27 protein-coding genes and 3 pseudogenes are annotated in these 20582 nt (G+C 71.2%); 28 read left to right on the forward strand and 2 right to left on the reverse strand.

Going from position 1 to position 20582, the window contains the following annotated elements; all coding sequences use genetic code 11:
- Nucleotides 1-8: 8 nt before the first annotated feature.
- The 9 genes and pseudogenes from J7E96_RS04250 to J7E96_RS04295 all read left to right on the forward strand — a co-directional run bounded on the left by J7E96_RS04250 (nt 9) and on the right by J7E96_RS04295 (nt 8001).
- The gene (locus tag J7E96_RS04250) at nt 9-419 is read left to right on the forward strand and encodes a hypothetical protein (RefSeq protein ID WP_308295832.1); all 411 of its coding nucleotides are present in this window, start codon (nt 9-11) and stop codon (nt 417-419) included.
- A 90-nt stretch (nt 420-509) separates the two neighbouring features.
- The gene (locus tag J7E96_RS04255) at nt 510-1145 is read left to right on the forward strand and encodes a hypothetical protein (RefSeq protein ID WP_215127876.1); all 636 of its coding nucleotides are present in this window, start codon (nt 510-512) and stop codon (nt 1143-1145) included.
- Between the two features lie 137 nt (nt 1146-1282).
- Nucleotides 1283-1864, forward strand: coding sequence for a hypothetical protein (locus tag J7E96_RS04260; RefSeq protein WP_215127584.1), 582 nt, complete (start codon nt 1283-1285; stop codon nt 1862-1864).
- Nucleotides 1865-1961: 97 nt separating this feature from the next.
- On the forward strand, nt 1962-2735 hold the full coding sequence (locus J7E96_RS04265; RefSeq protein ID WP_215127586.1) for a hypothetical protein: 774 nt from the start codon (nt 1962-1964) through the stop codon (nt 2733-2735).
- A gap of 26 nt (nt 2736-2761) precedes the next feature.
- Nucleotides 2762-3259 (forward strand): hypothetical protein, encoded by a 498-nt coding sequence (locus J7E96_RS04270; RefSeq protein WP_215127588.1) that lies wholly within the window; start codon nt 2762-2764, stop codon nt 3257-3259.
- Nucleotides 3260-3323: 64 nt separating this feature from the next.
- Entirely contained in the window at nt 3324-3890 is a 567-nt protein-coding gene (locus J7E96_RS04275; protein ID WP_215127590.1) for a hypothetical protein, read from the forward strand.
- A 51-nt stretch (nt 3891-3941) separates the two neighbouring features.
- Nucleotides 3942-5219 carry a hypothetical protein gene (locus J7E96_RS37065; RefSeq protein ID WP_251069389.1) on the forward strand — a complete coding sequence of 426 codons (1278 nt, stop codon included), beginning with the start codon at nt 3942-3944 and terminating at the stop codon, nt 5217-5219.
- A 201-nt stretch (nt 5220-5420) separates the two neighbouring features.
- Entirely contained in the window at nt 5421-6098 is a 678-nt protein-coding gene (locus tag J7E96_RS04285) for a hypothetical protein (protein ID WP_215127592.1), read from the forward strand.
- A gap of 116 nt (nt 6099-6214) precedes the next feature.
- Nucleotides 6215-8001, forward strand: a pseudogene (locus tag J7E96_RS04295) (type IV secretory system conjugative DNA transfer family protein).
- A gap of 136 nt (nt 8002-8137) precedes the next feature.
- Here J7E96_RS04295 and J7E96_RS04300 read toward each other — a convergent pair.
- A complete protein-coding gene (locus tag J7E96_RS04300) occupies nt 8138-8656 on the reverse strand; it encodes an N-acetyltransferase (RefSeq protein ID WP_251069413.1) in 519 nt (172 codons plus the stop codon).
- A gap of 133 nt (nt 8657-8789) precedes the next feature.
- Between J7E96_RS04300 and J7E96_RS04305 the strand changes: the two genes are divergently transcribed.
- From J7E96_RS04305 to J7E96_RS04360, 15 genes and pseudogenes are all read left to right on the forward strand, one after another.
- Entirely contained in the window at nt 8790-9035 is a 246-nt protein-coding gene (locus J7E96_RS04305) for a hypothetical protein (RefSeq protein ID WP_215127594.1), read from the forward strand.
- Nucleotides 9032-10201 carry a DnaB-like helicase N-terminal domain-containing protein gene (locus tag J7E96_RS04310; protein ID WP_215127596.1) on the forward strand — a complete coding sequence of 390 codons (1170 nt, stop codon included), beginning with the start codon at nt 9032-9034 and terminating at the stop codon, nt 10199-10201. Before J7E96_RS04305 ends, J7E96_RS04310 begins: the two co-directional genes overlap by 4 nt.
- 56 nt (nt 10202-10257) lie before the next feature.
- Nucleotides 10258-10842 carry a hypothetical protein gene (locus J7E96_RS04315; RefSeq protein ID WP_215127598.1) on the forward strand — a complete coding sequence of 195 codons (585 nt, stop codon included), beginning with the start codon at nt 10258-10260 and terminating at the stop codon, nt 10840-10842.
- A gap of 1 nt (nt 10843) precedes the next feature.
- Nucleotides 10844-11026, forward strand: a pseudogene (locus tag J7E96_RS37070) (DNA methyltransferase); the annotation flags it as partial.
- 121 nt (nt 11027-11147) lie between these two features.
- A pseudogene (locus J7E96_RS38375) lies at nt 11148-11420 on the forward strand (DNA cytosine methyltransferase); the annotation flags it as partial.
- A 312-nt stretch (nt 11421-11732) separates the two neighbouring features.
- The gene (locus J7E96_RS38380; RefSeq protein WP_308295833.1) at nt 11733-12041 is read left to right on the forward strand and encodes a hypothetical protein; all 309 of its coding nucleotides are present in this window, start codon (nt 11733-11735) and stop codon (nt 12039-12041) included.
- Between the two features lie 153 nt (nt 12042-12194).
- Entirely contained in the window at nt 12195-12794 is a 600-nt protein-coding gene (locus J7E96_RS04325; protein WP_215127600.1) for a DUF4913 domain-containing protein, read from the forward strand.
- Nucleotides 12791-13558 (forward strand): glycosyl hydrolase, encoded by a 768-nt coding sequence (locus J7E96_RS04330; RefSeq protein WP_215127601.1) that lies wholly within the window; start codon nt 12791-12793, stop codon nt 13556-13558. The genes J7E96_RS04325 and J7E96_RS04330 overlap by 4 nt, the downstream gene beginning before the upstream one ends.
- Nucleotides 13555-14043, forward strand: coding sequence for a hypothetical protein (locus J7E96_RS04335; protein ID WP_215127603.1), 489 nt, complete (start codon nt 13555-13557; stop codon nt 14041-14043). Before J7E96_RS04330 ends, J7E96_RS04335 begins: the two co-directional genes overlap by 4 nt.
- Nucleotides 14040-14708, forward strand: coding sequence for a hypothetical protein (locus J7E96_RS04340; RefSeq protein WP_215127605.1), 669 nt, complete (start codon nt 14040-14042; stop codon nt 14706-14708). Before J7E96_RS04335 ends, J7E96_RS04340 begins: the two co-directional genes overlap by 4 nt.
- Before the next feature lie 855 nt (nt 14709-15563).
- On the forward strand, nt 15564-16106 hold the full coding sequence (locus tag J7E96_RS04345; RefSeq protein ID WP_215127607.1) for a hypothetical protein: 543 nt from the start codon (nt 15564-15566) through the stop codon (nt 16104-16106).
- A 49-nt stretch (nt 16107-16155) separates the two neighbouring features.
- Nucleotides 16156-16338, forward strand: coding sequence for a hypothetical protein (locus tag J7E96_RS37075; RefSeq protein WP_251069393.1), 183 nt, complete (start codon nt 16156-16158; stop codon nt 16336-16338).
- Between the two features lie 24 nt (nt 16339-16362).
- Nucleotides 16363-16992: a helix-turn-helix domain-containing protein gene (locus J7E96_RS04350; protein WP_251069394.1), complete on the forward strand. Its 630-nt coding sequence runs from the start codon at nt 16363-16365 to the stop codon at nt 16990-16992.
- Nucleotides 16993-17113: 121 nt separating this feature from the next.
- Nucleotides 17114-18058, forward strand: a complete 945-nt coding sequence (locus tag J7E96_RS04355; protein WP_215127609.1) for a DUF317 domain-containing protein — start codon at nt 17114-17116, stop codon at nt 18056-18058.
- 63 nt (nt 18059-18121) lie between these two features.
- A complete protein-coding gene (locus tag J7E96_RS04360; RefSeq protein ID WP_215127611.1) occupies nt 18122-18610 on the forward strand; it encodes a hypothetical protein in 489 nt (162 codons plus the stop codon).
- On the opposite strand, the gene J7E96_RS04365 is transcribed toward J7E96_RS04360, so the two are convergent.
- Entirely contained in the window at nt 18607-18879 is a 273-nt protein-coding gene (locus tag J7E96_RS04365) for a hypothetical protein (protein WP_308295834.1), read from the reverse strand. The two genes, J7E96_RS04360 and J7E96_RS04365, sit on opposite strands and share 4 nt — an antisense overlap.
- A 220-nt stretch (nt 18880-19099) precedes the next feature.
- Between J7E96_RS04365 and J7E96_RS04370 the strand changes: the two genes are divergently transcribed.
- From J7E96_RS04370 to J7E96_RS04385, 4 genes are all read left to right on the forward strand, one after another.
- Nucleotides 19100-19447, forward strand: a complete 348-nt coding sequence (locus J7E96_RS04370) for a DUF317 domain-containing protein (protein ID WP_215127612.1) — start codon at nt 19100-19102, stop codon at nt 19445-19447.
- Between the two features lie 106 nt (nt 19448-19553).
- Nucleotides 19554-19826, forward strand: a complete 273-nt coding sequence (locus tag J7E96_RS04375) for a hypothetical protein (RefSeq protein ID WP_215127614.1) — start codon at nt 19554-19556, stop codon at nt 19824-19826.
- A gap of 50 nt (nt 19827-19876) precedes the next feature.
- Nucleotides 19877-20089, forward strand: coding sequence for a hypothetical protein (locus tag J7E96_RS04380; RefSeq protein ID WP_215127616.1), 213 nt, complete (start codon nt 19877-19879; stop codon nt 20087-20089).
- 96 nt (nt 20090-20185) lie between these two features.
- Nucleotides 20186-20515 (forward strand): esterase, encoded by a 330-nt coding sequence (locus J7E96_RS04385; protein WP_215127618.1) that lies wholly within the window; start codon nt 20186-20188, stop codon nt 20513-20515.
- The last annotated feature ends 67 nt before the right edge of the window (nt 20516-20582 follow it).

Consider the following 20582-nt stretch of genomic DNA (forward strand, 5'->3'; position numbering starts at 1 on the left):
CCCCGGCCGTGCGTCCGGGCACCGTCGCACGGTCCGTCGACTGGAACGACCGTCTCGCCGCAGCCCGACTGGAGGAGTTCGCCGAGCTGTTCCAGGAGGCAATCACGGAGGACTTCGGCGCGGTTGCCCGGCTGCACCAGATGCTCGAAACCGCCTCAGAGTGGTGCCGCGCCCACGGCGCCCGAGGGATTGCCTCCGAGCTGGGCGCCCTCGCCGATCGCCTGACCGACCTCGGCGAAGAGCTGCATCTCGTGGGGGAGGACGTGGGCCACGAGATCCACTCCCGCTCGCATCGAGCGGCAGCAGCGGCCCATGTCTCCCCAGTCGTGTCAGTCCGGGGGACTTCCGTCGGCCAGCAGAGCGACGCTCCTGCTCCCCTCCCGCCGCCCACCGTCCGTTCGCTGCCGCGTTCGCGGTGAGCACCGGCACAGGAACGAGGACCAACCGTGCCCACTTCTCCCAGCTCTCCCGCTTCCCATGAAAGCCAGCCACCGGCGACCACCGATCACCTGGCGTGGCGGCAACACGTCCCGGCGCTGGCCTCCGCCGCCGTCGGCATCAAGCAGGCGTCCGATGCCTGGGACGCGGTCTCGGACTCCTTCTGCGACCACGACGGCTGGCCCATCGATGAGAAGGGTTATGCGGACGGCAAGGTGACGCGCGACGCCGAAGCGTGGAAACACGTCGAGGTCTTTCTCGCCCACGGCCCCGAGGTGCTGGCCGGTGTCCGCGCCGCCACCAGCGGCGCCGACTACGTCGAGGGGCCGATCAGCGAAGACCTCCAGCGGCTGCGCGGAATCGACACCACCCTGGAACGAGCAGGCCAGATCCGGCACGAGTGGGATCAGGTCATGGCGCTCATGGACGCCTCGCTCCCCGGCTCGCGGGAGATCTACGCGAGCCAGGCGCAGGAGATCCGCAACTCCGAAGGCTGGCACTACGCAGACGAGTTGTCATTCCAAGGCCCGGCGCTTGTTCGGGCTGCCGACTACTTGGCCAACCGGGTGGATCCCGATCAGCCCTCACAGACAGAACGTGCCCAGGTGGCCCTCGCTCGATCCACCTCCGGCAACCGCGGGGCCCCACCCGCTTCGCCTCCTGCACCGCCCGCGTCGAATCCGACGGCCCCACGTCGTTCCCGCTGACGCCTCTAGCACCGACTTCCGGCGAGGCCAAACCGGCCGATCGCCGGATCCTCCTGGAACGCCACTACCCCTACCAGCCCCACGCGCCTGCGGCTCGCGCCGTCGACCGCTGGGGCACCCGGCCACGGAGAAGCCCCATGCGCCCCGATCAGCCCCTGGTCACCCTCCAACAGGAGGGCGCACCCATCACCGCGCGCACCAGCGAACCCTTCCCCCAGCAAGCCACCGCCGACACCTCGGAACGGGAGCACGGGTACGGCCACCTCACCGTTCCCCTTCGGCAGCGCGGCCTGGAGTGCACCGTCGAGTACGGCCTCAGCGACTACATCGTCCACGCCGTACTCCCCGACGGCAGCTCGCTGATCATCTCGCCACCCCAGGAACCCTCGACCGACCACCCACCCGGGCACCCCGAGAGCTGGTTGGTGACCCGCGTGCATCCTGAAGACTCCGCAGTCCACGAAGTGATCTACGACTCGGAGCCCGACGGCCCCCACGCCCGGCACGGCGGCAGTGCCCCGAGTCTGCTCGCCGCCATCGACGCGCGTCTGGATCAGCTCGGCGTGCCTCCACGGCCGTCCTCTGCCTCGCCGCGGGTGAGTGCTGCTCTCGCGCTCTCGCCGACCGCCCAGTGCACGGTCCCAGCACAACTGCCAGCGGCTTCGACCGTACGCCCCGCGCTGCCGCCCGCCCACCCCTCGTCCGTACCCGGTCGCTGACCGCTTCCCGCCTCGGAGTGCGCCATGTCCCGCACCAGCAGAACCATCCCGGCCCTCGACCGCCCCTCTCCCCGAACCTGCACCGGATGGATCAGCAATGCCCACCCCCGATCACGACTCGCTTCCCGACGTCGCAGTCGGCCGCCACCCCGACTACGGCATCGTCGCCGCGAACCCTAAACAACTCGCCGCCAGTACACGGATGTTGAAGGGATTCGACTTCCACCCCGTCCCCGACTACCCGACGCTGTACGCGCTCGCCGATCAACAGCGCGACGGACAGGGCCGCGCCACCCGGGCCGTCGCGCTGCTGCGAAAGGCCGGCTACCAGGTCGACGTGGACGCCGCGTTCGACCCCTCACTGGCCTCCGGTGCGGCTCCCGCCCGTGACCGTCCCCCGCGCATAGAACCCGACGTCGCGTTCGCCGAGCATCCGCAACTCGGCATCGTCGCGGCCACCGGGGACCACTCCTCCGCGCTCGGCGGCCGGCTCATCCTGGAAGAACACGGCTGGCGGCATAACCCGAACCTGGATATCTACACGCTGCCCATCACCATCGACCGCAGCGAGGCCCTAGCGAAGGTCGCCAACGCCACGCTGTCGATGCACCGATCCGATCTCCAGGTCGCGGTGCAGCCCCTCCTCGCCCAGGACGTAGCAGCGCGCCGCCCCCCTGCACCCGCGACGGCCGCGCGCCACGAGCGCAGTCAGGGCTTCACCACCCACAGGTTCCCCATCAGCGCCGCCGCGCTCGCCGCCAGCCCAGCCCGCGCCGGACTCCCGGGCAAGGCGCCGGTTCCCGGTCCCGCCGCCTCCGCTCCGGCGGCCCGGCCGGTCGACCCGCGCATCGCGCTCTCCCGCAACCGCTGACCCAACTCCCGTAAGGAGCAGTTCCCATGGCCGTGAAGACCATCTGGCAGATAACCCATTCCTGCGGCCACCAGGCCAGGCGCAACCTGTCCGACCGGGCGGCCGACCGCCGCGCGGGCTTCGCCGAGTGGCTCGCCAAGCAGGAATGCTCTGCCTGCTGGCGGGCCGCCAAGGAGGGCGACGAGCAGGACAAGGCCGCCTGGCTGGAGGCCAAGCGGGCCGAAGAGCAGGCCGAATCCGAAGCCTGGTCGGAACAGTACCGAATGCCGCCCCTCGAAGGCCGCGAGCGCGCCGTCGCCTGGGGCGTGCGCTGCCGCCACCAGGTCCTGGCTGCCGCATACACCGCTCTGGTCCTCGAAGGCGAGACCAGCGAGGCGGAGTGGGAGGAGATCGAGGATGCGGCTCGCACTATCACCCGCGCCGGGTGGTGGATCGACCAGCGCTCCTCCGAGGCCGGCGACCTGAGCGAGCTTCTCCAGGCGGCGACCGGAGCCGACCGGCCCACCGAGAACCCCCACTTCTGACCGCCCGGTGCCCCGCGCCGGCGGGGCACCGGCTCCCTCTCCCTGCCAGTGATGCGGATATCCCATGCCCGAGTACCCCCTGCGCTGCGATGTGCGGCGCGCCGAGAGCACCACCGATCTGCTCGCCGACCTCCACCACAGCGAGCCTGACTTCGCCCCCTACCTGCTCACGGCCTGGTCGCCGGAGTTGACCGCCCAGGACACCGTCGTCCTGCCGTACCTGGCGTTGCTGCTGGACGAGCCCCTGGCTTTGCGGAAACCGCGGACCGGACACACCGCGTCCCGGCGGCTCACCTGGCACTGCGCGATCCGCAACACCACCGGTGTGGAACTTGACGACGACGACTGGTACGAGCTGACGCGCGAGGTCCTCGACGCCACCGGCATCGAGCCGGACGACGACCCGGCCGCCTGCCGGTGGGCCGCCCTGCGCAACCAGGCCAACGGACTCGACATCGTCGCCACAGTCATCCGCCAGGACTGCCGCTGGGCCCGGCTGCACAACGACGCGTACTTCGCACGCTCCGCCTGCGCGGACTTCGCCTACGACCACCGCCTCGACGAGCCGGGGCGTCTACCAGCCATCTCCGGCCGGGCCAAATCGCGGAATCTGCGGATCCTCTCTCCCTGACGGCCCGACGACCCGGGCTCCCGTTCGCCACTCCCCTTCGAGGTAGACGCCGTGATCGCCCACCTGCAGCGCGCCAGCCACACCGCCGGTCTGCTCACGTATCTGTACGGGCCGGGCGAGCGCGGCAACCACACCAACCCCCGCCTGATCGCGGGGGACGGCCTCGGCACCCCGATCGAGATGCTCGCCCAGCCCGACGCCCTGCCGTATCTGGCCCACGCTCTCGACGCACCCGTCGAGCGCCTCGGGGCCCGCGCGCCCGAGCGGCCGGTGTGGGTCTGCTCGGTCCGCTCTGATCCCCGCCACCCCGACCTCACCGACTCGGAGTGGGCCGCCGTTGCCCGCAGGGTAGTGGCGGCCACCGGCATCGCCCCGAACGACGATCCGGACGCCTGCCGGTGGATCGCCCTGCGCAACCAGGCCCGCCTGGTGCACGTCGTGGCCACCCTCGCTCGCGAGGACGGCGGCGTCCACCACGCCTACCGCGACGCCTTCCGCCTGCAGACCGAGTGCCACCGCATCGCCACCGAACTCGGCCACCTGCCCCCGGCCCCACGCCCAACACCCCGCGCCCAGGAGACCCAGGTGCCTGCCCCCTACATCACCATCAACACCGAGCCCAGCGGCAGCGTCTCGGCGAAGGGCGCCAGCGACGACTTGTCCGCCACGCTCCTCAAGCACGCCGGTTTCCAGCAGATCGACGACTGGTACGGCCGACGCCACCGCCTGCCGACCACCACCCCGCAGGCCGACCGTGCCGCCATCGCCACCCACGCAGCCGAGATGCTCCGCGCCGCCCGGTACAGCGTCAACCTGGACCCCGACCTCGACACCAGCCGGTTGACCACCCCGGACAACCCTCTCGGGCTCTACACCGCCGGAGCCGAAGTCCTACAGCTGACCGACCAGATCAGGACCGCCGAGAACGGTGCCGGCCTTGCGCAGGCGGTCGATCACCTCCTTCATCCCGAGCACGGCGTCCTGGAACGCCTCCGGGAAGCGCTGGAGACGGCAGGCGAGCAGATCACCGACCTCGACGACGAGGCGTACGCGCTCGCCGACCGGTTCGGCTTCGCTGCGGAGTTCGTCAGCGCAGCGCAATCAGAACTCATCGGTGCGGGAAGTGAATTGCACCGTGTCGGCGACTCGCAGCAGGACCACGCCGAGGCGCAGACGCAGTCCGCCACTCCGCCCGACGCCCGAAGCGCGGCTCTCGCCACATCGCCCGCAGCGGACAAGGCCAAGGCGTCTTCGGCGCTCAGCACTCCGTCTCCGGGGGGCGGCGCGGCCGTACATCCGCCACGAATCCCCAGTCCTCGGACCCGGTGATGCCGATGCTCTCCTCCCGTACTCCCCCCGTCGGGCTGACGCGCACCTACCTCAAGCGGGCCACCGACGCTCTGGCCAGCGCGACGGCCACCTATGCGATCGGCCAAGGGCCGAGGGGCCCATCCATCCGGCGGGAGGGCGCGCACTGCGCGTGCGCCCCACCTACCCGTCACCGTCCAGCACTACGACCGAGGAGGAACAGTGCCCGAGTTCTACCCGAGCATCGGCGAGGCCATCGGCGCCGCAATGCAGCACAACATCCGGCTTGCCCACGGCGGAGACGCGTCCGGCTCCGACACGCCCCTACAAGTCCGACACCTGCCCCACCCGTCGGCCGACCCGTACTCCGTCCCGGGGATGATCGCCCGGCTCACCGAGACAGCAACCCCCCATGAGGTCGCCGGAATCATCGAGGAGGTCAACGGAGCCCTGGTCGGGGCCCTCCCACAGCTGACCGAACTCGTCGCCGCAGCAGCCGACTGGACCCGAGCCCGCCTGACCTTCGAGAACCCGCACCACAACCCGACCTTCGAGACGTGGACACGGCTGGCCGCCGCCACCCGCCTGTTGCGGGACGTCCAGGAGGAGCTGGAGGTCGCCGAGGACATGATCGCCGCGTGCCCTGCGGAACTCAGCGACCCCAAGTACCGCAACGAGGTGCCTGCCCTGCGGACCAGGGAACTGCTCAGCGACGTCCTCGGCAGCGACGCGATCGCAGACGCCCTGCCGCCCGCCGCCCAGAGCCCGGAAGCGGACCGGCAGCGAGCCGCCCGTGCCTCCTCCCCGCACGCCGCCACCCGGCGGTCCGCGCCCTCCGCCGACGCGACGTCCGAACCACCTGCCAGCGCCCCGCCGCCCCGGTCGCCGCGCACCCGATGACCTCGGCCTGACCTCGACCGCCGACCCCTTCCCGGAACAGGAGCTGCCTCGATGACCAGCAGAAGAGCGCCGCGCGCCCCGCCCCGTCTTGTCCGCTCTCCCTCCTTGGATCCGCCATGCCCGCCCCGCGTACCAGCGCGCCCTCGACCACCACCGGCTCCGACGCGCTCCTCTACCTCCTGTTCGGCGTCCTCGGCACGCCATCGTCTTCGGCTCCCTCGCCTGGCTGACTGGCAACCTCACCAACGCTCTCGTCGGCACCGGCCCCTGTGCGCCGTTCAAGGCCACCGACGCGCTGCTGCACCCCGACGTGCTGTGGCCGCACCTGAGTCCCACCGCCCTGCTGGTCGGCGCGCGACTCGTCCCCGGCCTGCTCTCCGTCTGCCTCACCATCACCGGCCTGGTCCTGTGGCTGCGGCTGCGCGGCGGCGCGAGGAACGGCCTGGCCCGCAAGCAGGATCTCGCACCGCTGCTTGGCAAGGAGATCACCGCAAAGGCGAAGAGCCTGCGGCCGAGCCTGTCCGATCTCAAACCGAAAGAGGTCGCTCCCGCCGACCGCGGCATCCTCGTCGGCACACTCTCCCCGGGCCGGGCCGAGGTCCGCGCCTCCTGGGAGGACGTGATCGTCGCGATCATGGCCCCGCGCTCCGGCAAGACGTCCGGGCTGGCGATCCCCGCGATCCTCGCCGCTCCCGGCCCGGTACTGCTGACCTCGAACAAGGCGGCGAACGATGCCTTCACCGCGACGGCGGACGCACGCGCCAGGGTCGGCACGATCTGGACGCTCGACCCGCAACAGATCGCCCACCACCCGCGCGAGATGTGGTGGGACATCCTCGCCGACGCCCGCGACCTGGCCGGGGCGAAACGTTTGGCCGGGCACTTCGTCGCCGCCAGCGTGGACGAATCCAGCGGCTCCGACTTCTGGTCCACCGCCGCATCGAACACTCTCGGTGCGCTGTTCCTGGCCGCCGCCAGCCACCGGCGCCCGATCACCGATGTCCTGGCCTGGCTCGCCTCCCCTGCTGACCGCACTCCGGTGGACCTGCTCACCGATGCCGGCCACGACGCGGTCGCCGCCCAGCTCCAGGGCACCGTTAGCGGGGCCACGGAAACGCGGGACGGCATCTATGAGACCGCGCGGCAGTACGCGAGCTGCCTGCTCGACCCGGACGTCGCCGCCTGGGTCACCCCCAGCAAGCACCTTCCCGAGTTCAAGCCCTCCGCGTTCGCCACCTCCCGCGACACGTTGTACCTGCTCAGCAAGGATGGCGGCGGCTCGGCATCGGCGATCATCGCAGCAGCGGCCGATGCGGTGATGCGCGCGGCCGTGGTCGTCGCCGAGCGCTCCGGCGGGCGGCTCGACCCGCCTGCCCTGTGCGTCCTCGACGAGGCCGCCAACGTGTGCAAAATCTCCGATCTCCCCGACCTGTACAGCCACCTGGGCTCACGGGGCGTGATCCCGATGACGATCCTGCAGTCCTACCGGCAGGGCCAGCGGTGCTGGGGCGAGGCAGGCATGGACGCACTCTGGTCCGCCGCCACGATCAAGATCATCGGAAGTGGCATCGACGACGCCGACTTCGCCGATCGTCTGAGCAGGCAGGTCGGTGACCACGACGTGCAGACGACGTCGGTGTCGACCAGCGACGGCGGCAAGTCCACCTCGGTGAGCATGCGCACCGAGCGGATCCTGCCCCCCGACGCGATCCGCGCGCTCCCCAAGGGCAAGGCGCTGCTGCTCGCCACTGGTATCCGGGTGGCGATGCTCGACCTGCGGCCCTGGTACAAGGAGCCCGCCGCCAAGGTGGTCGGTCCGGCCTCGGCCCGCGCGACGAAGGCCATCACCGAGCGGGCCATCGCCAAGTCCCTGGGCCGCGACGACTTCGGGCTGTCGGCATGAGCGCCCCGACGCTCCAGGTGCTCTCGCTCGGTGCCGGGGTCCAGTCGACATGTCTGCTGCTCATGGCCGCCGAGGACCATCTGCCCGGCCTGGACGTGGCGATCTTCGCGGACACAGGCTGGGAGTCCAGCCGAACCTACGAGAGTTCCTTGCGCATCAATGTGCACATCGTTTCGTGGCGGCGCAGTGATCCATCCGGGGCTTGCTCGTCCCACGAGTCAGGTTGACGGTCGTATGCGACATAGCCCAGTCGTTCGTACAGCGCCCGAGCGCGGGGGTTGTTCTCCTCCACGCCGAGCTCGGCCTGCCGCAGACCGCGGTTCCTGATCCGAAGCTCCGCCGCTTCAACAAGGAAGGTGCCGATCCCGCACGACTGCAATGCCGGATGGACTGCCAGCTGCCACAGAGTGCCGACACCCTCCTTGACCCGGTAGTCGACGCCACCCTTCGCCACAGGAATGTCCGTTGAAGGGCAAACCGCAAGGTAGTCGACCTCGCCGAGCCGGGCACGCTCCAACTGCCTCGCGACGCTGGCCAGGTGGTGCTCGGACCCTGACCACCCGCACGACACGAGGTCCGCACGCACCAAATCGCGTGCCGACAGCTTCAACACAACGTTGATCATCTTCACCACCTCCAACCAGCCAGCATCCATGCCGGTCACGCGGGAATCAATGCCGTTTCCTCGGCCGTACTCCTGGGCCCGCCACGGCCTCACGACCCACTGGCATGCGTCCCTTCGGCTCACGGCCTGATGCTCCCCCCTCTACCTGTTCAGGAGTCCCCTCGTGTCCTCACGCAGTCCATCCTCCCCTCTAGCGCGCTCCGAACGCCTCGCCCGGTCACCGGTCGTCCGGAGCGGCGGCCAGTGGTGGCTGGTCGCTGGTTCCGGCTCGATCCTCGCCACTGATCCGACGTTCACCGGCGAGCTGGACCGCTTCGCCGCCGCGATGGACGCCGCCGACCAGGCCATCGCCGATCTCCGCTCCCAGCAGGACGATCCGCCGACTCCCCACCCCGGGCGGCAGCGATGAACCCGCTGCTGAGTGCCGAGCAGGCGGTGCTCGGCTCGGTGCTGCTCGACCCCGGCCAGCTCGCGCACCTCGACTGGCTCGCACCAAATCACTTCTACCGGCCTGTCCACCAAGCGCTGTTCGCCGCCCTGCGCAGGCTGCGGACCGAGGGCCACCCCGCCGTGGCGACCAAGGAACCGCTGCCGCTGTCCTGGGTGACCGACGCGGTCGACGAGGCCAGCCACCACGTCCGGGGGCTGACCTCTGTATACGCCCACACCCTGATCTCGGCCTGCCCACGTCCCGAACACGCCCCGGTGTACGGCCGGATAGTGCTGGAGGGCGCGATCCACCGCAGCGTGACCGAGCACGCGATCCGCCTCCACCAGGCAGCCCGTGCCGACGCCCTCCGGGGCGAGGTCGAAGGAGCGCTGCACTATGCGGACGTCCTGACCGGGGTGCTCGGCGACCTCGCGCGCCGCTGGGGGTCCGAACCGCGCCCGGTGGCCCCGGCCACGCCACCGTCTACAGCACCCGTCGCGCCGCCGCCGGTACGGGCGGACCAGGTCGCCGAGGACGAGCAGTTCCTGCTGGCGGTCCTGGTCGAGCGGCCGAAGGCGATGGACGAGGTCGTCGGCTGGCTGCGACCGGGCGACTTCGCCGACCCAGCCCACGGCCAGCTCTACCGCTGCCTGGGCGCACTGCACCACCGCGGCGAGCCCATCGACCGGATCACCGTGCTGTGGGAAGCCCAGCGGCGCGGTCTGCTGGCCGACGGCACGCTGACCACCGAACAGCTCACCGCCATCTGCGACGGCGTCGGCCCCGGCAGCGCCGAATGGCTCGGCGAGCACATCATGCGCTCCTCCGTCGCCCGCACGGCCGCCACCTCCGCCCGCACCATCCGCGCCCTGGCCGAGAACGAGACCCTGGCCCCCGGGAGGCTCATCAACCACGCCCTGCACGCGCTCGGGCCGCTCGACGAAGTGCGCGCCCGCTGGCAGACCGCGAACGGCCACCCCGCTCCGCCGCCGCCCCCCGCGCTGCCGACCGAGGGGCCCCCGACGGAGCGGGTCCACGCCGCCCTCGCCCGCAGCACACCGCGACCGGCCGCACGGCCCTCGGAATGCCCAAGCCCTGCCTCCACGCCATCAGCCGCACGACCGCCCTCGCGCACCCACGGCTGACCCGTCCTCACCCACCAACCCAGCCCATCCGGCTGTCCCCACCTCTGGAACGCACCGTGGACAACACCCCCATCTCCGACGCCCTGGCCCTGCGCGCCACGGCCTCCGCCTTCGACGCCCAGCGCGGCAAACTGCCAGTGCCCGGAGACCCCCACCGCTCACCCGATGCCGTCTCCATCACACGCCAGATCTCCGAACTCGGAAAGCTGATCACCGACCTGGGCGACGAGGTCCTGTTCCGTGCCGCCGACCAGGACCAGGCGCCCCACGCCGCTCGGGTGATTACCAACTTCGCCGCCGCCGTCGAGCCCGCAGGCAAAGCGGCTTCCGCCCTGGGAGCGGTGGCCCACCAGCTCGCCTTCCTGAACCAGACCGAGAGTCTGCGCGACCAGCCCGACGCCAGGGATGCCCGGGAGGCAGCCGTACGGGTGATGGAGGACGCACTCGCCACCGCCGACACGGTCCTGCACGACGCGGCCAACTCCCTGCACGCCGCATCGGCGGCGGTCTCTCCCCCGTCCGTTCGGATCCAGGCCGCCCGCAGCCGGTCCACAACCGCCGTGCCCGCTCCGGGGCCGCCACCTCCCGGCGTCACCACGTCGGTGGCGTCCTCCTCCGCCCGAATCGCACATGGCCGGTGACATGGAGACCACCACCGCGCGACCGCCGTTGATCGGCTCGCTCTGCTCGGGATACGGCGGTCTGGACCTCGGGGTCCAGGCCGCCCTCGGCGGCACCCTGGCCTGGCACGCCGAGATCAACCCCGACGCCGCGCGCATCCTGGCCCGGCACTGGCCCGGCGTGCTCAATCTGCAGGACATCACCACCGTCAACTGGGCCGATGTGCCTCGGGTGTGTGTCCTGACGGCCGGTTTCCCTTGTCAAAGACGTCTCCGTCGCCGGCCGCCGGGCCGGACTCAACCCCCACACCCGCTCGGGGCTGTGGCTGCACGTCGCCCGTGCGGTCGAAGCCCTCCGCCCCTGCTTGGTTGTGATCGAGAATGTCCGAGGTCTCCTCACCTCGCCCGCCGGTTCCCCTGGCGACGTGGAATTCTGCCCGTGGTGTCTGGGAGAGGACCCAACCCAGCCTCCTGTGCGGGCACTTGGTGCCGTACTCGGCTCCCTGGCCGATCTCCGGTACGACGCAAAGTGGCTCGTGCTTCGTGCCTCCGACGTCGGAGCCCCCCATCGTCGCGAGCGGACCTTCCTCACCGCCTGGCCCGCCGAGCACCCTGCTCAAGACCCCGACGAGCAACATCGGCAGGAACGGCGGCTCCCAGCACCCGTCGAAGCGGAAGAGCGGCGGCCACGGCCCGAACCTGGCCGACGCGGTGGAGTGGCTGCTGCCCACGCCGAAGGCGTCGGACGGGATCAAGGGCTCGCCGAACCAGCGGCACGGCAACGGGGACATGACGCTGCCGAGCGCGGCAGCATCGCTGCTGCCCACCCCGAGGGCGAGCGACACCGGCACTCCTGGCCGCCGTCCGGGCAAGGGCTGGCGCCCGCCCCTGTCGGCGGTGGTCCTGCCGCTGTGGGCGGAGGCGGCCCCAGAAGCCGGGGAACCGACGGGCGATGGGGAGCGTACGCCTCCGCCATCGCCCGATGGGAGAACCTCACCCGCCCCGCGCCGCCGCCCACCGACGCTGCCGGACGCCTGCGCGCCGACTTCGTGGAGTGGATGCAGGGCCTGGCCCCTGGCTGGGTGACCGCCACTCCGGGACTCGGCCGACCCGCTCAGCTCACCGCGCTCGGCAACGGCGTGGTCCCCCAACAGGCCACCCGCGCCGTGCAGTTGCTGGCACCGCCCTTCCCCCGCTGCCCCCGCTGCACCGCGCCGTAGCGCTGCATTACCGCCTTTCCCCGGCCGGACCAAATCGCGGAATCTCCGCATCCTCTTGCCCATGCCGACCCGCGAACGGAGCACCGCCGTGACCTCCAGAAGAGCGCGCCGCACTTCGCCCCCGCCCTGCTCGCTCACTCCCTTGGATCCGCTATGTCCGACCCCAGCAAGGCCGCCCCCGAACCGTTCCGCGTTCCCGACGGCGATCTCGACGATCTCGCCAGCACCCTCGCCAAGACCATGGCGGAGGTACGCCAGCACGGTGTCATCCTCGACCGCCTCGGCTCCGAGCCCACCACCGCGCCCACTGCACCCCAGCCCGCCGACGACGCCCCGGCTTCAGAGACAACCGACGCCGACCAGGCCGAGGGCCCCACGTCGGTGTTCATCCTCGCCTTGGGCGGCGAGGCACACGCGGTCGAATTGGCCGCGCTCAGCGACTGGGTGAACTACCTGTTCCTGCCCGTCTACGGACGGGAGATCAGCACCACCCGTCCGTGGTGCGACCAGTGGCACGAGCATCCCGAGGCTGTGGCCCGGCTGCACGCGCTCTGGCTCGCGTGGCAGCAGCTCACTGACGCCGAGGCCGGCCTGTCCGGTCCCTCGACGTGGCACCGCGACCACCTTGACCAGGCCCTGGTTCATCTCCGTGCCCCCGACGGCCCATTCGCCGCATGCACGACGAGCCCGACCAGGCCCAACCACCGCGTGCTGGCCACCCCGGCGCCCGAGTTGGCGGGAGCCTCCCAGTGACCATCGAACTCGACTTCCACCTCGACGACTTCGAGCCCGCCGACGCCGTCTCCGAACTCGCCGAGAGCAGCGTCTGGGCCGGAGACCTGACCGTGCTGGCCGAGCACCACACCACGCCGAACGGGTCGCACAGCTACCTCGTCGCCCACGACGGGTCGGTGACCTGGGGCGTCCCCGGCGAACCACAGCTCGTTGCCATCAAGATCACTCGGGATCTACGCGAGCGCACGTTCACCTTCGAGACCGCGAACCACGCCAGTCTGGCCTTCGCCCAGAACTGGCTGATCGACCATGGCTGCCCGCCCGAGCAGATCTCCCAGGCTGGCGGGGACTCCCTGAAGCCCGCCGACGATCTCACCCTCTGGATCGAGCAGCAGATCCGGGAGTCAGGCTCTCGCTACAAGGTCCTCGACAGCTGGACCTCGGACTTCGCCCCGTGCGAGACGTGGACGTTGACCCGTGACTCCATCGCCGCTCAGGCACCGATTCGTGTCTTCCTCGAAGAGGGGAACCACGACGCCCACACGTACACGATGCGCGAGGGCGCCTTCGCAGATGAGGCCGCCGCCCGGCAATGGCTGGAAGACCGCAGCAGTCCGCTGCCGCAGCCGCCGGATTACTGCGGTGAGGCCGCCGCCCGGCTGACCCGCGCCGCCCTCACCCGGTCAGCGGGCGCCTGCGCGATCCCGAAAGCCGGCCTCGACACGGGCAACGCGCCGTCGACAGGAACCGCCCAGCACCCGAGCCCTGGGAGGTCGATGTGAGCCGCGCCCGCTTCGCCTTCGCCGCGCACCCGGATGCCATCGCGGACCTGCGTGAACTCCCTGCCGACATCCGCGACTTGGCGCTGCTGGAGCTGCAGAACCTGGTCCACGGCAGCGACGACTGTCTGCCGCTGACCGGCCGCCTCGCAGGCTTCCACAAGGTCTATGTCGACCCGGCCGTCTCCTACCGGATGGTCATCCAGTTCCGCCCGGCCCCGCCCACCTCGACCCACAAGCGCGAGATCTACCTCGTCGCGGCCGGGGCCCGGGAGGACTACGCGGTCTACCGCACGGCCCAGCTCCGCACCAACCGCACGGGCCTCAACAGGCTCGCCGACACGGACCCGGCGGCCGAGGCGCGAGTCCAGGCAGCCCGATCCCGATCCCCCCACGCGGTCGACCAGACCGCGTCCCTCGCGGCCAGCGCACCGGCGGCAGTCAGCCCCACCGCGCCCGCCGCCTCCCGAAAGGCCCCGCAGCGATGACCGCCGACCGTACGCCCCTGGCCCGCACCGAGCTGGCCGCGCTGCTCACCGACGCCGCGCAGGGCGTCTCCGGGGTCCTGACCACCGAGTACCCCACCTCCGCCAGCCGCTCCTATCTTCATCCCGTCCTCGGCGCGCTGTCCGCCGGCCCTCGGGTGGTCTGCGAGTTGAATGACCGGCTCGAAAAGTTCGTCATCGAGGAGCCGCTTCCCTCCACCCCTGCTGGTCTGTTCACCCTGGCGTCCTACGCTTCCGCGCTCGGCTGGCTCACCGAGTCCCTCGCCGAGTTGACCGCCTCCGTGGACCAGATCTGCACGCGCGTCGGCATCCCCGCCGAGCCGCCGGACCCGGCCTTCGCCGCGCCGTCACCGACGGAGCAGGACGACGAGTTCGACTTCGCGTTCAGCGCGCTGGAACTGGCCGCCATCCGCACAGCCGCTGAAGCTGCCGGCCTCAGCCCCGGCGACTACGTCGAGGTGCTCTCGCAGTCCCTCCTCGCCGCCTCCCGGATCACCGACGCCTGCATGGAGATCTCCAGCGGCCTGCTCGAAGACGCCGCGTACGTCCTCGGCGAGGCGACCGACCACGTCTGGATCGGCGAAGGCCCCGACAGCCTGCCCACCCTGGTGCGCTCCCTGCTCGCCCGGATGGAGGCGGCCGAATGAACCCCCATGACATGGCGAAGCGGCCCGGCGCGCACTTGGTCGCCGAGGAGTTCGGTGTCGAGGACCCCTGGGCGCTGAGCGACGATCAGCCGCCCCGCGACCCGCTTTACCTCGTCGGCAGGATGGTCGCCGAAGCCGCTCGTGATGTCGACGAGTTGCACGGCGCGCTGACCCGTGCCGCCCAGTCCGCGATCGAGCTTCTTGAGCCCGTCAGGCGGGGTGATCACGCCGGCATGCGCGGCTGGTACGGCATCCTGCGCACCACGGGTCCGCAGATCGAGCTGCTCGTCGCCCGCCGGGGTGCGGCTTACGAGCAACTGACCCGGGCCGTGTCCACGTACCGCCGCCTTCTGCCCGAGTCCGAGGCCGCGCTGGCCTCGAAGGCACCGCGCCAGAGCCTGGGCCTGGGCCCGGAGCAGGCGCCGGGGCGGGACGATGACTGGGCCATCTCGGGTGGTCGCCAGCTCCGAGCCCTTGAAGCCGTGGAGGCGGGCGGGCTTTCGATTCCACCGGAGCGGGGCCTACGGCTACATCTATCTCTCCGACGGGCGGGGCCAACGCCCCAATCCAGAGGTCTGGCCCGAAACCGTCCAGCGGCTGGTCGCCGACGGGCTATTGGACCAGGACACCAGCGAGGGACTGTACCGGCCTGGACAGCTCCTCTCGCTCACGCCGCAGGGCGAGGCGACCCTTCGAGATGCACGTACGGGCACGCCGCGCGTATCCGCCGCCCTCAGCCGCAGCAACACTGCGGTGATCTCCGGCGTCGTCGCCGATTCAGCTGTCGCACCCGCAACAAGCGCGGCCACCAAGCCTTCCCGTTCCCGCTGATTCCCCCCGGAAAGGACGTCCCCCATGTCCACCGCGACCTACACCCGCCGCTTGGTCGAGCACCGGTACGGCCGCCCGCTGGAGGACCTCCAGCGCCACGGCGCGCATGGCGGTTCGGGCGATCCCGTTCTGCCGATCGTGCTGCGGCGGCTCGGCGGTCTGTCCGAGACGAACGTCCATGCCCGTGCCGCCCGCCGCAACCTCGACGCGGCCTGGCAGCGCTGCCGCTCCGGCGAGCACGCTCTCGACGACCTCGTGCTGCGGTACGCGGCCGAAGTCGTGGACCTGGAACGCCAGGAGCAGTCGGAAGCCGAGGCGGTGTGGGACCTGCTGGACGTCCGCCTCCTGCTGGACCAGCCTGCCGCCCGCCAGCCTTCGGCTCGGCGAACCGGACCCGCGCCGGGCGATGAGGACCTCATGGCCATCGCCCGCCAGGTCGCCGCCCGTCTCCCCCGGCTCAACCGCGAATCCCTGCGTCAGGGCCTGCGCGACCGAGGCAGCCACGTCAGCAACCGGCGCCTCGGCACGATGCTCCAGCGTCTTCGCGCCGAGCGCGACCCTCACTGACCCGCGCCCAGCCGCCCGATTCACCTTTTGTTATAACGGAGTTACCGCCATGTCCACCCCTGTACAGCCCGCAACCTCTCAGATCGGCTCCGTCGACGCGCAGCGCGTCGAGGACGCGCTGTCTCTGATAGCGCCGAAGTGGACCACCTGGTCGGCGCAGACCCTGGCCCAGCAGGGCGGCCCCATGCGTGTGCGTGACGTCGCCGCCAGGCTCCCCTTCGTCAGCGAGTAGTTCGTCGGCAAGCGGCTGGCCCAGATGCACGCTGACGGACTGGTGACCCGAGCCGTTGATCGCCTCGGTGCCCCGTACCAGCTCAGCGGGTTCGGCAACTCACTGTCCTCGGTGCACCGGGCGCTGTCCGACTGGTCCCAGACGAACCTGCCGCTCGGCAAGGTGACCGGTGCCGAGCGCGTCGAGGACGCCGTGCGCCGACTGCGCCTTCGCCGCTCGACCGCCGTAATCCAGGTCCTCGACGCGGGCGGGCCCATGCGGTTCGTCCACATCGCCGAGGAGGCCGGACTGGACAACGGCTTCACCCAGCAGCGGCTGCACCGGCTTCAGCTCGATGGCCTGGTCGCCCGCACCGGGCCGCGCCACGGCGATCCGTACGTCCTGACCGACGCCGGGCGGGCGCTGGGCCCGGTTTTCACAGCCGTCGAGCGCTGGAGCAATCCCGTCGCCACACGGCGTCCCGCCGCTGCCCCGATCGTGGCGGCCACCCGCACCCACACCGGCATCCCGCTGGGGTCGGACGGTATCCGTATCGCAGCGGCCCTGCGTCGGAGCACCGCCGCGCCGAGCTCCCTGTTCAGCCACGCTCCGCAGCCACAACCACGGGTGCCGACGGCCGTCACCGTCCAGTCGGCCCCCTCTCGGGGCCGGTGATCGGCGTGGCGCTGAGAGCCAGCCGCGTCTCCCCATGGCCACGAAGCCCGCGCGCCTTCAAGCAGCTCGTTCCGCTGCGCACGCGGGCACGTTCCCCTCCTTACGCCCCGGAGCCTCGACTATGAGCACCCAGCAGCCCTACGACCAGCATCCCTACCAAGAGGTACTAGTCAGCCCCATGTACCTGGCCGGCTCCAACGGGACCGGAGACGCTGGCTTCGCCCCCGTCGCCCGCTGGCCGCACCACTATCTCGACGAGGGTCCCTGCCAGCTCCTTGTTACCTCGCCCGACCAGAGGATTCGTATCGGCTGGTTCGGCGACGACTTCGAGCTGTGGAAGATCACCGCAGCCGAGGACGCCGTCTCCGCACCCCGCTGGACGGCAACCTTCAACCATGTCACCCCGGCCGAGATCGTCGCCGGTCTCACCACCGCTCTGGCCCACGACTACGCCGAGGCCGACGCTGCTGACGGCAACGGGCGATTTCTGGCGAGCCCGTCGTTGTACTGGGCCGACGCCGTCCGGCCGCTGACCGATGCCGGCTGGACCCGCGACGGCGGGGCCGAGCGCGGCACCGTCGAGATCCTCGCCCCTGACGGACAAGCAGGCGTCCTGATCGACAACCGTCTCTCTGACTGGGACGACGAAACCGTCACGCTGTGGGCCGGTCCACCGGGCTGGGGCACTCGCGCGGAGGCGGTCTTCACAGCCCGCACCCCGTCCCACTTGATCGCCGCGACGGCAGCCGCCATGACCGATTCAGCCCCGGTGCTGCGTGAGCGGCATCAGCTCGACCGCAAGGTGGAGCACCTGGTCACGCTCACCCCCGTCGGCCCAACCGCCCCCCAGATCTCTCGGGCTCCGACCCCACTCGACGTGCGCCGCACCGCTGTCGCCCAGGCCGTCCACCGCGCTGCACGCGCTCCGCAGACAGCCGCCGACCTCCGGGTCATGGCCGCCCGCAGCCGCACGGCGACTTCGGCACAGAACCGGTCGAGCACGTCCGCGCACACTCTCGGGGCCCGGCCGCTGGCCAACCCGTCGGCCCCGCGGCACAGCCGCTGACCCCTGGGCTCCGGGGCATCACCTCTGACCGAAGCAGCACCTCCGAATGCCGGGAGTTCCGCCATGCCCGACGCCACCGCGCTCGACCAGGCCACGGCCATGATCGAGAAAGCCTGGGGCCGCCCTATCGAAGCTCTGGAATCCCTCGCGGTCCGCCGCCCCGCCGAGGACCCTCTCCTGCGCTCGGCGATGCATATCCGATCGACCCTCGTCGTCTCGAACAACACGGTCGCCGTCCACCAGGACCGCTTGCACGCCCTCACCCGGCCCGGCCATGTGCCGGCCTTCTACGACCTGGAGCGGATCACGAGCTCGGCGGTGGACCTGCGGGTCGCGCAGGCCGAGAGCCGGACCGCCCTGCAGGCGATCAGCCACGTGATAGAAGCCCGCGAAGCCGCCGCAACAGCGGACCGCGCACCGGCGGTTCGCTTGGCCCAGGCCGCTGTCGCCCGCTCGGCGCACGCACCGCGCGCCCTGGGCCAACCACCCGACCAGCCCGCTCCGTCGGCCGCTGCCGGCCCGACGGTGGCCGCGACCGGGCCACGCCGCTAACTGCTCAGTCCGTGTCTTCGTCGCGGTGCGCTTCCCCGAACCGGGAGCCCGGCCAACTCCTCCACCGTCAGCTCGACGCACCGCCCATCCGCGATCCGGCGCTCCGCCACGGCTTCCCCGTCACGCTTCTCCTCGGTGTCGGGCTTCGTACGCACGGCCCACTGGCCGTCGGCGACCATCGCGATGTCACCCACCGTCCACGGTCGCCCGGCCGCCCGGATCTTGCGCTCCAGCCCTGCTCCGTCCCAGTGTCTGCTCGGCTCCGCCACGCCTTCTCCCCTTTCGGCTTCGTACGGCCTTGCATCGCAACCCAGTTACGACAACCGTCCGCGCCGGCCCATTCCCCGGCCCGTCGGACCAACGCTCCCGACGGCCAGTTCGCCCACGGCAGACACCACCTTCCGGGAAACGACTACGTACTTCGGCACACCGCATGTCAACGTACGGGTGTCGGGAAAAGTCGCAGGTCAACGAAGGGAACGTCTAGTCGTGAGCGCCTCCAGTACCCTCCTGCCCGCTGTCGTCCGCCCCGCCGTGGAGGAGCGCGCCTGGCTCTCCAGTGACCACTGCGCGGGCCCGGTGCTCGAACTTCTCGGGGCGCTCGGCTGGGCGATGGTCGACACCCCGGAAGCCAACGTGCACTGCACCAGCCCGGACGGCCGCGTCTACGTCGGCTGGCTCCCCGAGGACGCCGCCGCCTGGAGGCGGGGCATCGTCTGGCAGGTCCGGGTGGTCCCCGCCGACGCCGAGCCCTGGGTCCAGGAGTTCGGCCTCTACACCCCCTCCGAGGCCGTCGCCGGATTCATCGCCGCCCTCGTCGCCAACCCCTCCCGCTGACCGTGCGGCGGCCGGGACGCCCTCCCGGCCGCCGCGCACACCGCACCCCCGTTGATCGACTCATTCATCGAGCCGACCGGCCCCTGACCACCGAGAGGAACGCGTCTTGACCTTCCGCGCCCCGCTGTCCAACCACCACGCCGACGGCACCAACTGCCCGGCGGACCACAAGCACACCAGCTCCGGCAAGCCGCTCCACCCCGACTGCCCCGGCCGCACCTACTCCCAGGCCGTCTGCTCCTGCGGTGACTGGCAGATGACGAACCCCGGCAAGGGCTACGTCAACGAGTCCCGCAGGCGGCACCTCGCCAGCCATCCCAAGCCGGAGGCGACCGGCCCGAAGGTCCTGCGCGACCTGCTCCGCCTCGACGCCCACTGATGCTCCACCAACACTGCTTCGCCCAACCGATCCCGCTCCCGGAGGTTCCCGTGCCCCACTACCTGACCGTCGGCCACCTGCTCCGCCAGCTCCAGAACCTCGACCCCAACCTGCCGATCCGCCTCGCCGTCAACCCCGACTGGCCCTTCACCCACTACCTCGGCACCGACGTCGTCGTGCGCGACGGCGTCGCGTTCATCGCCGACGACGGCCAGGAGGACTACCTCCCGCCGGCAGTCCGCGGCGCCCTCGCCTGGGCCTGACCAACCCCTGCGCACCGACCCCGAAAGGAGGCCCCCATCTCACCGCGACTCCACACTTGCGCCGCCCGCCCGCTGCACGGCCTCGCCCTGCGGCCCATGCCGTCCGGAATGCGCGGCGCACTCGTCCACCGCATCTCCGCCCTCCCCAACGGACCACTCGACGTCTCCTGGCTCCCGGCCGGCACCCCCAGACTCCCTCTCGGCCGCATCCGCCTGCACTGGGAACCCGCCTCCCTGTCGGGCTGGGACGTCACCGCCCACCTCTGGCTGGCCAACGCCGAGGTCCATCTCGCCTCCTGGCCGGCCGCACCCGACGACTGGCCGCACCTGGTCCGCCCGACCATCCACGAGGTACGCGGCCTGTGCGCCGCCCTCGCAGTGGCCACCGCCGCCCTCGACCTCTCCAATCGCCTCGCCGAGGTCTGACAGCAACCGCAAAGGCCGCCCCGCGCCGATCAGGCAGGGGCGGCCTTGCCGTACGCCCAGCCGCGCG

The sequence above is a fragment of the Streptomyces sp. ISL-96 genome (assembly GCF_018614035.1).
In the GTDB taxonomy this organism is placed as follows: Bacteria; Actinomycetota; Actinomycetes; order Streptomycetales; family Streptomycetaceae; genus Streptomyces.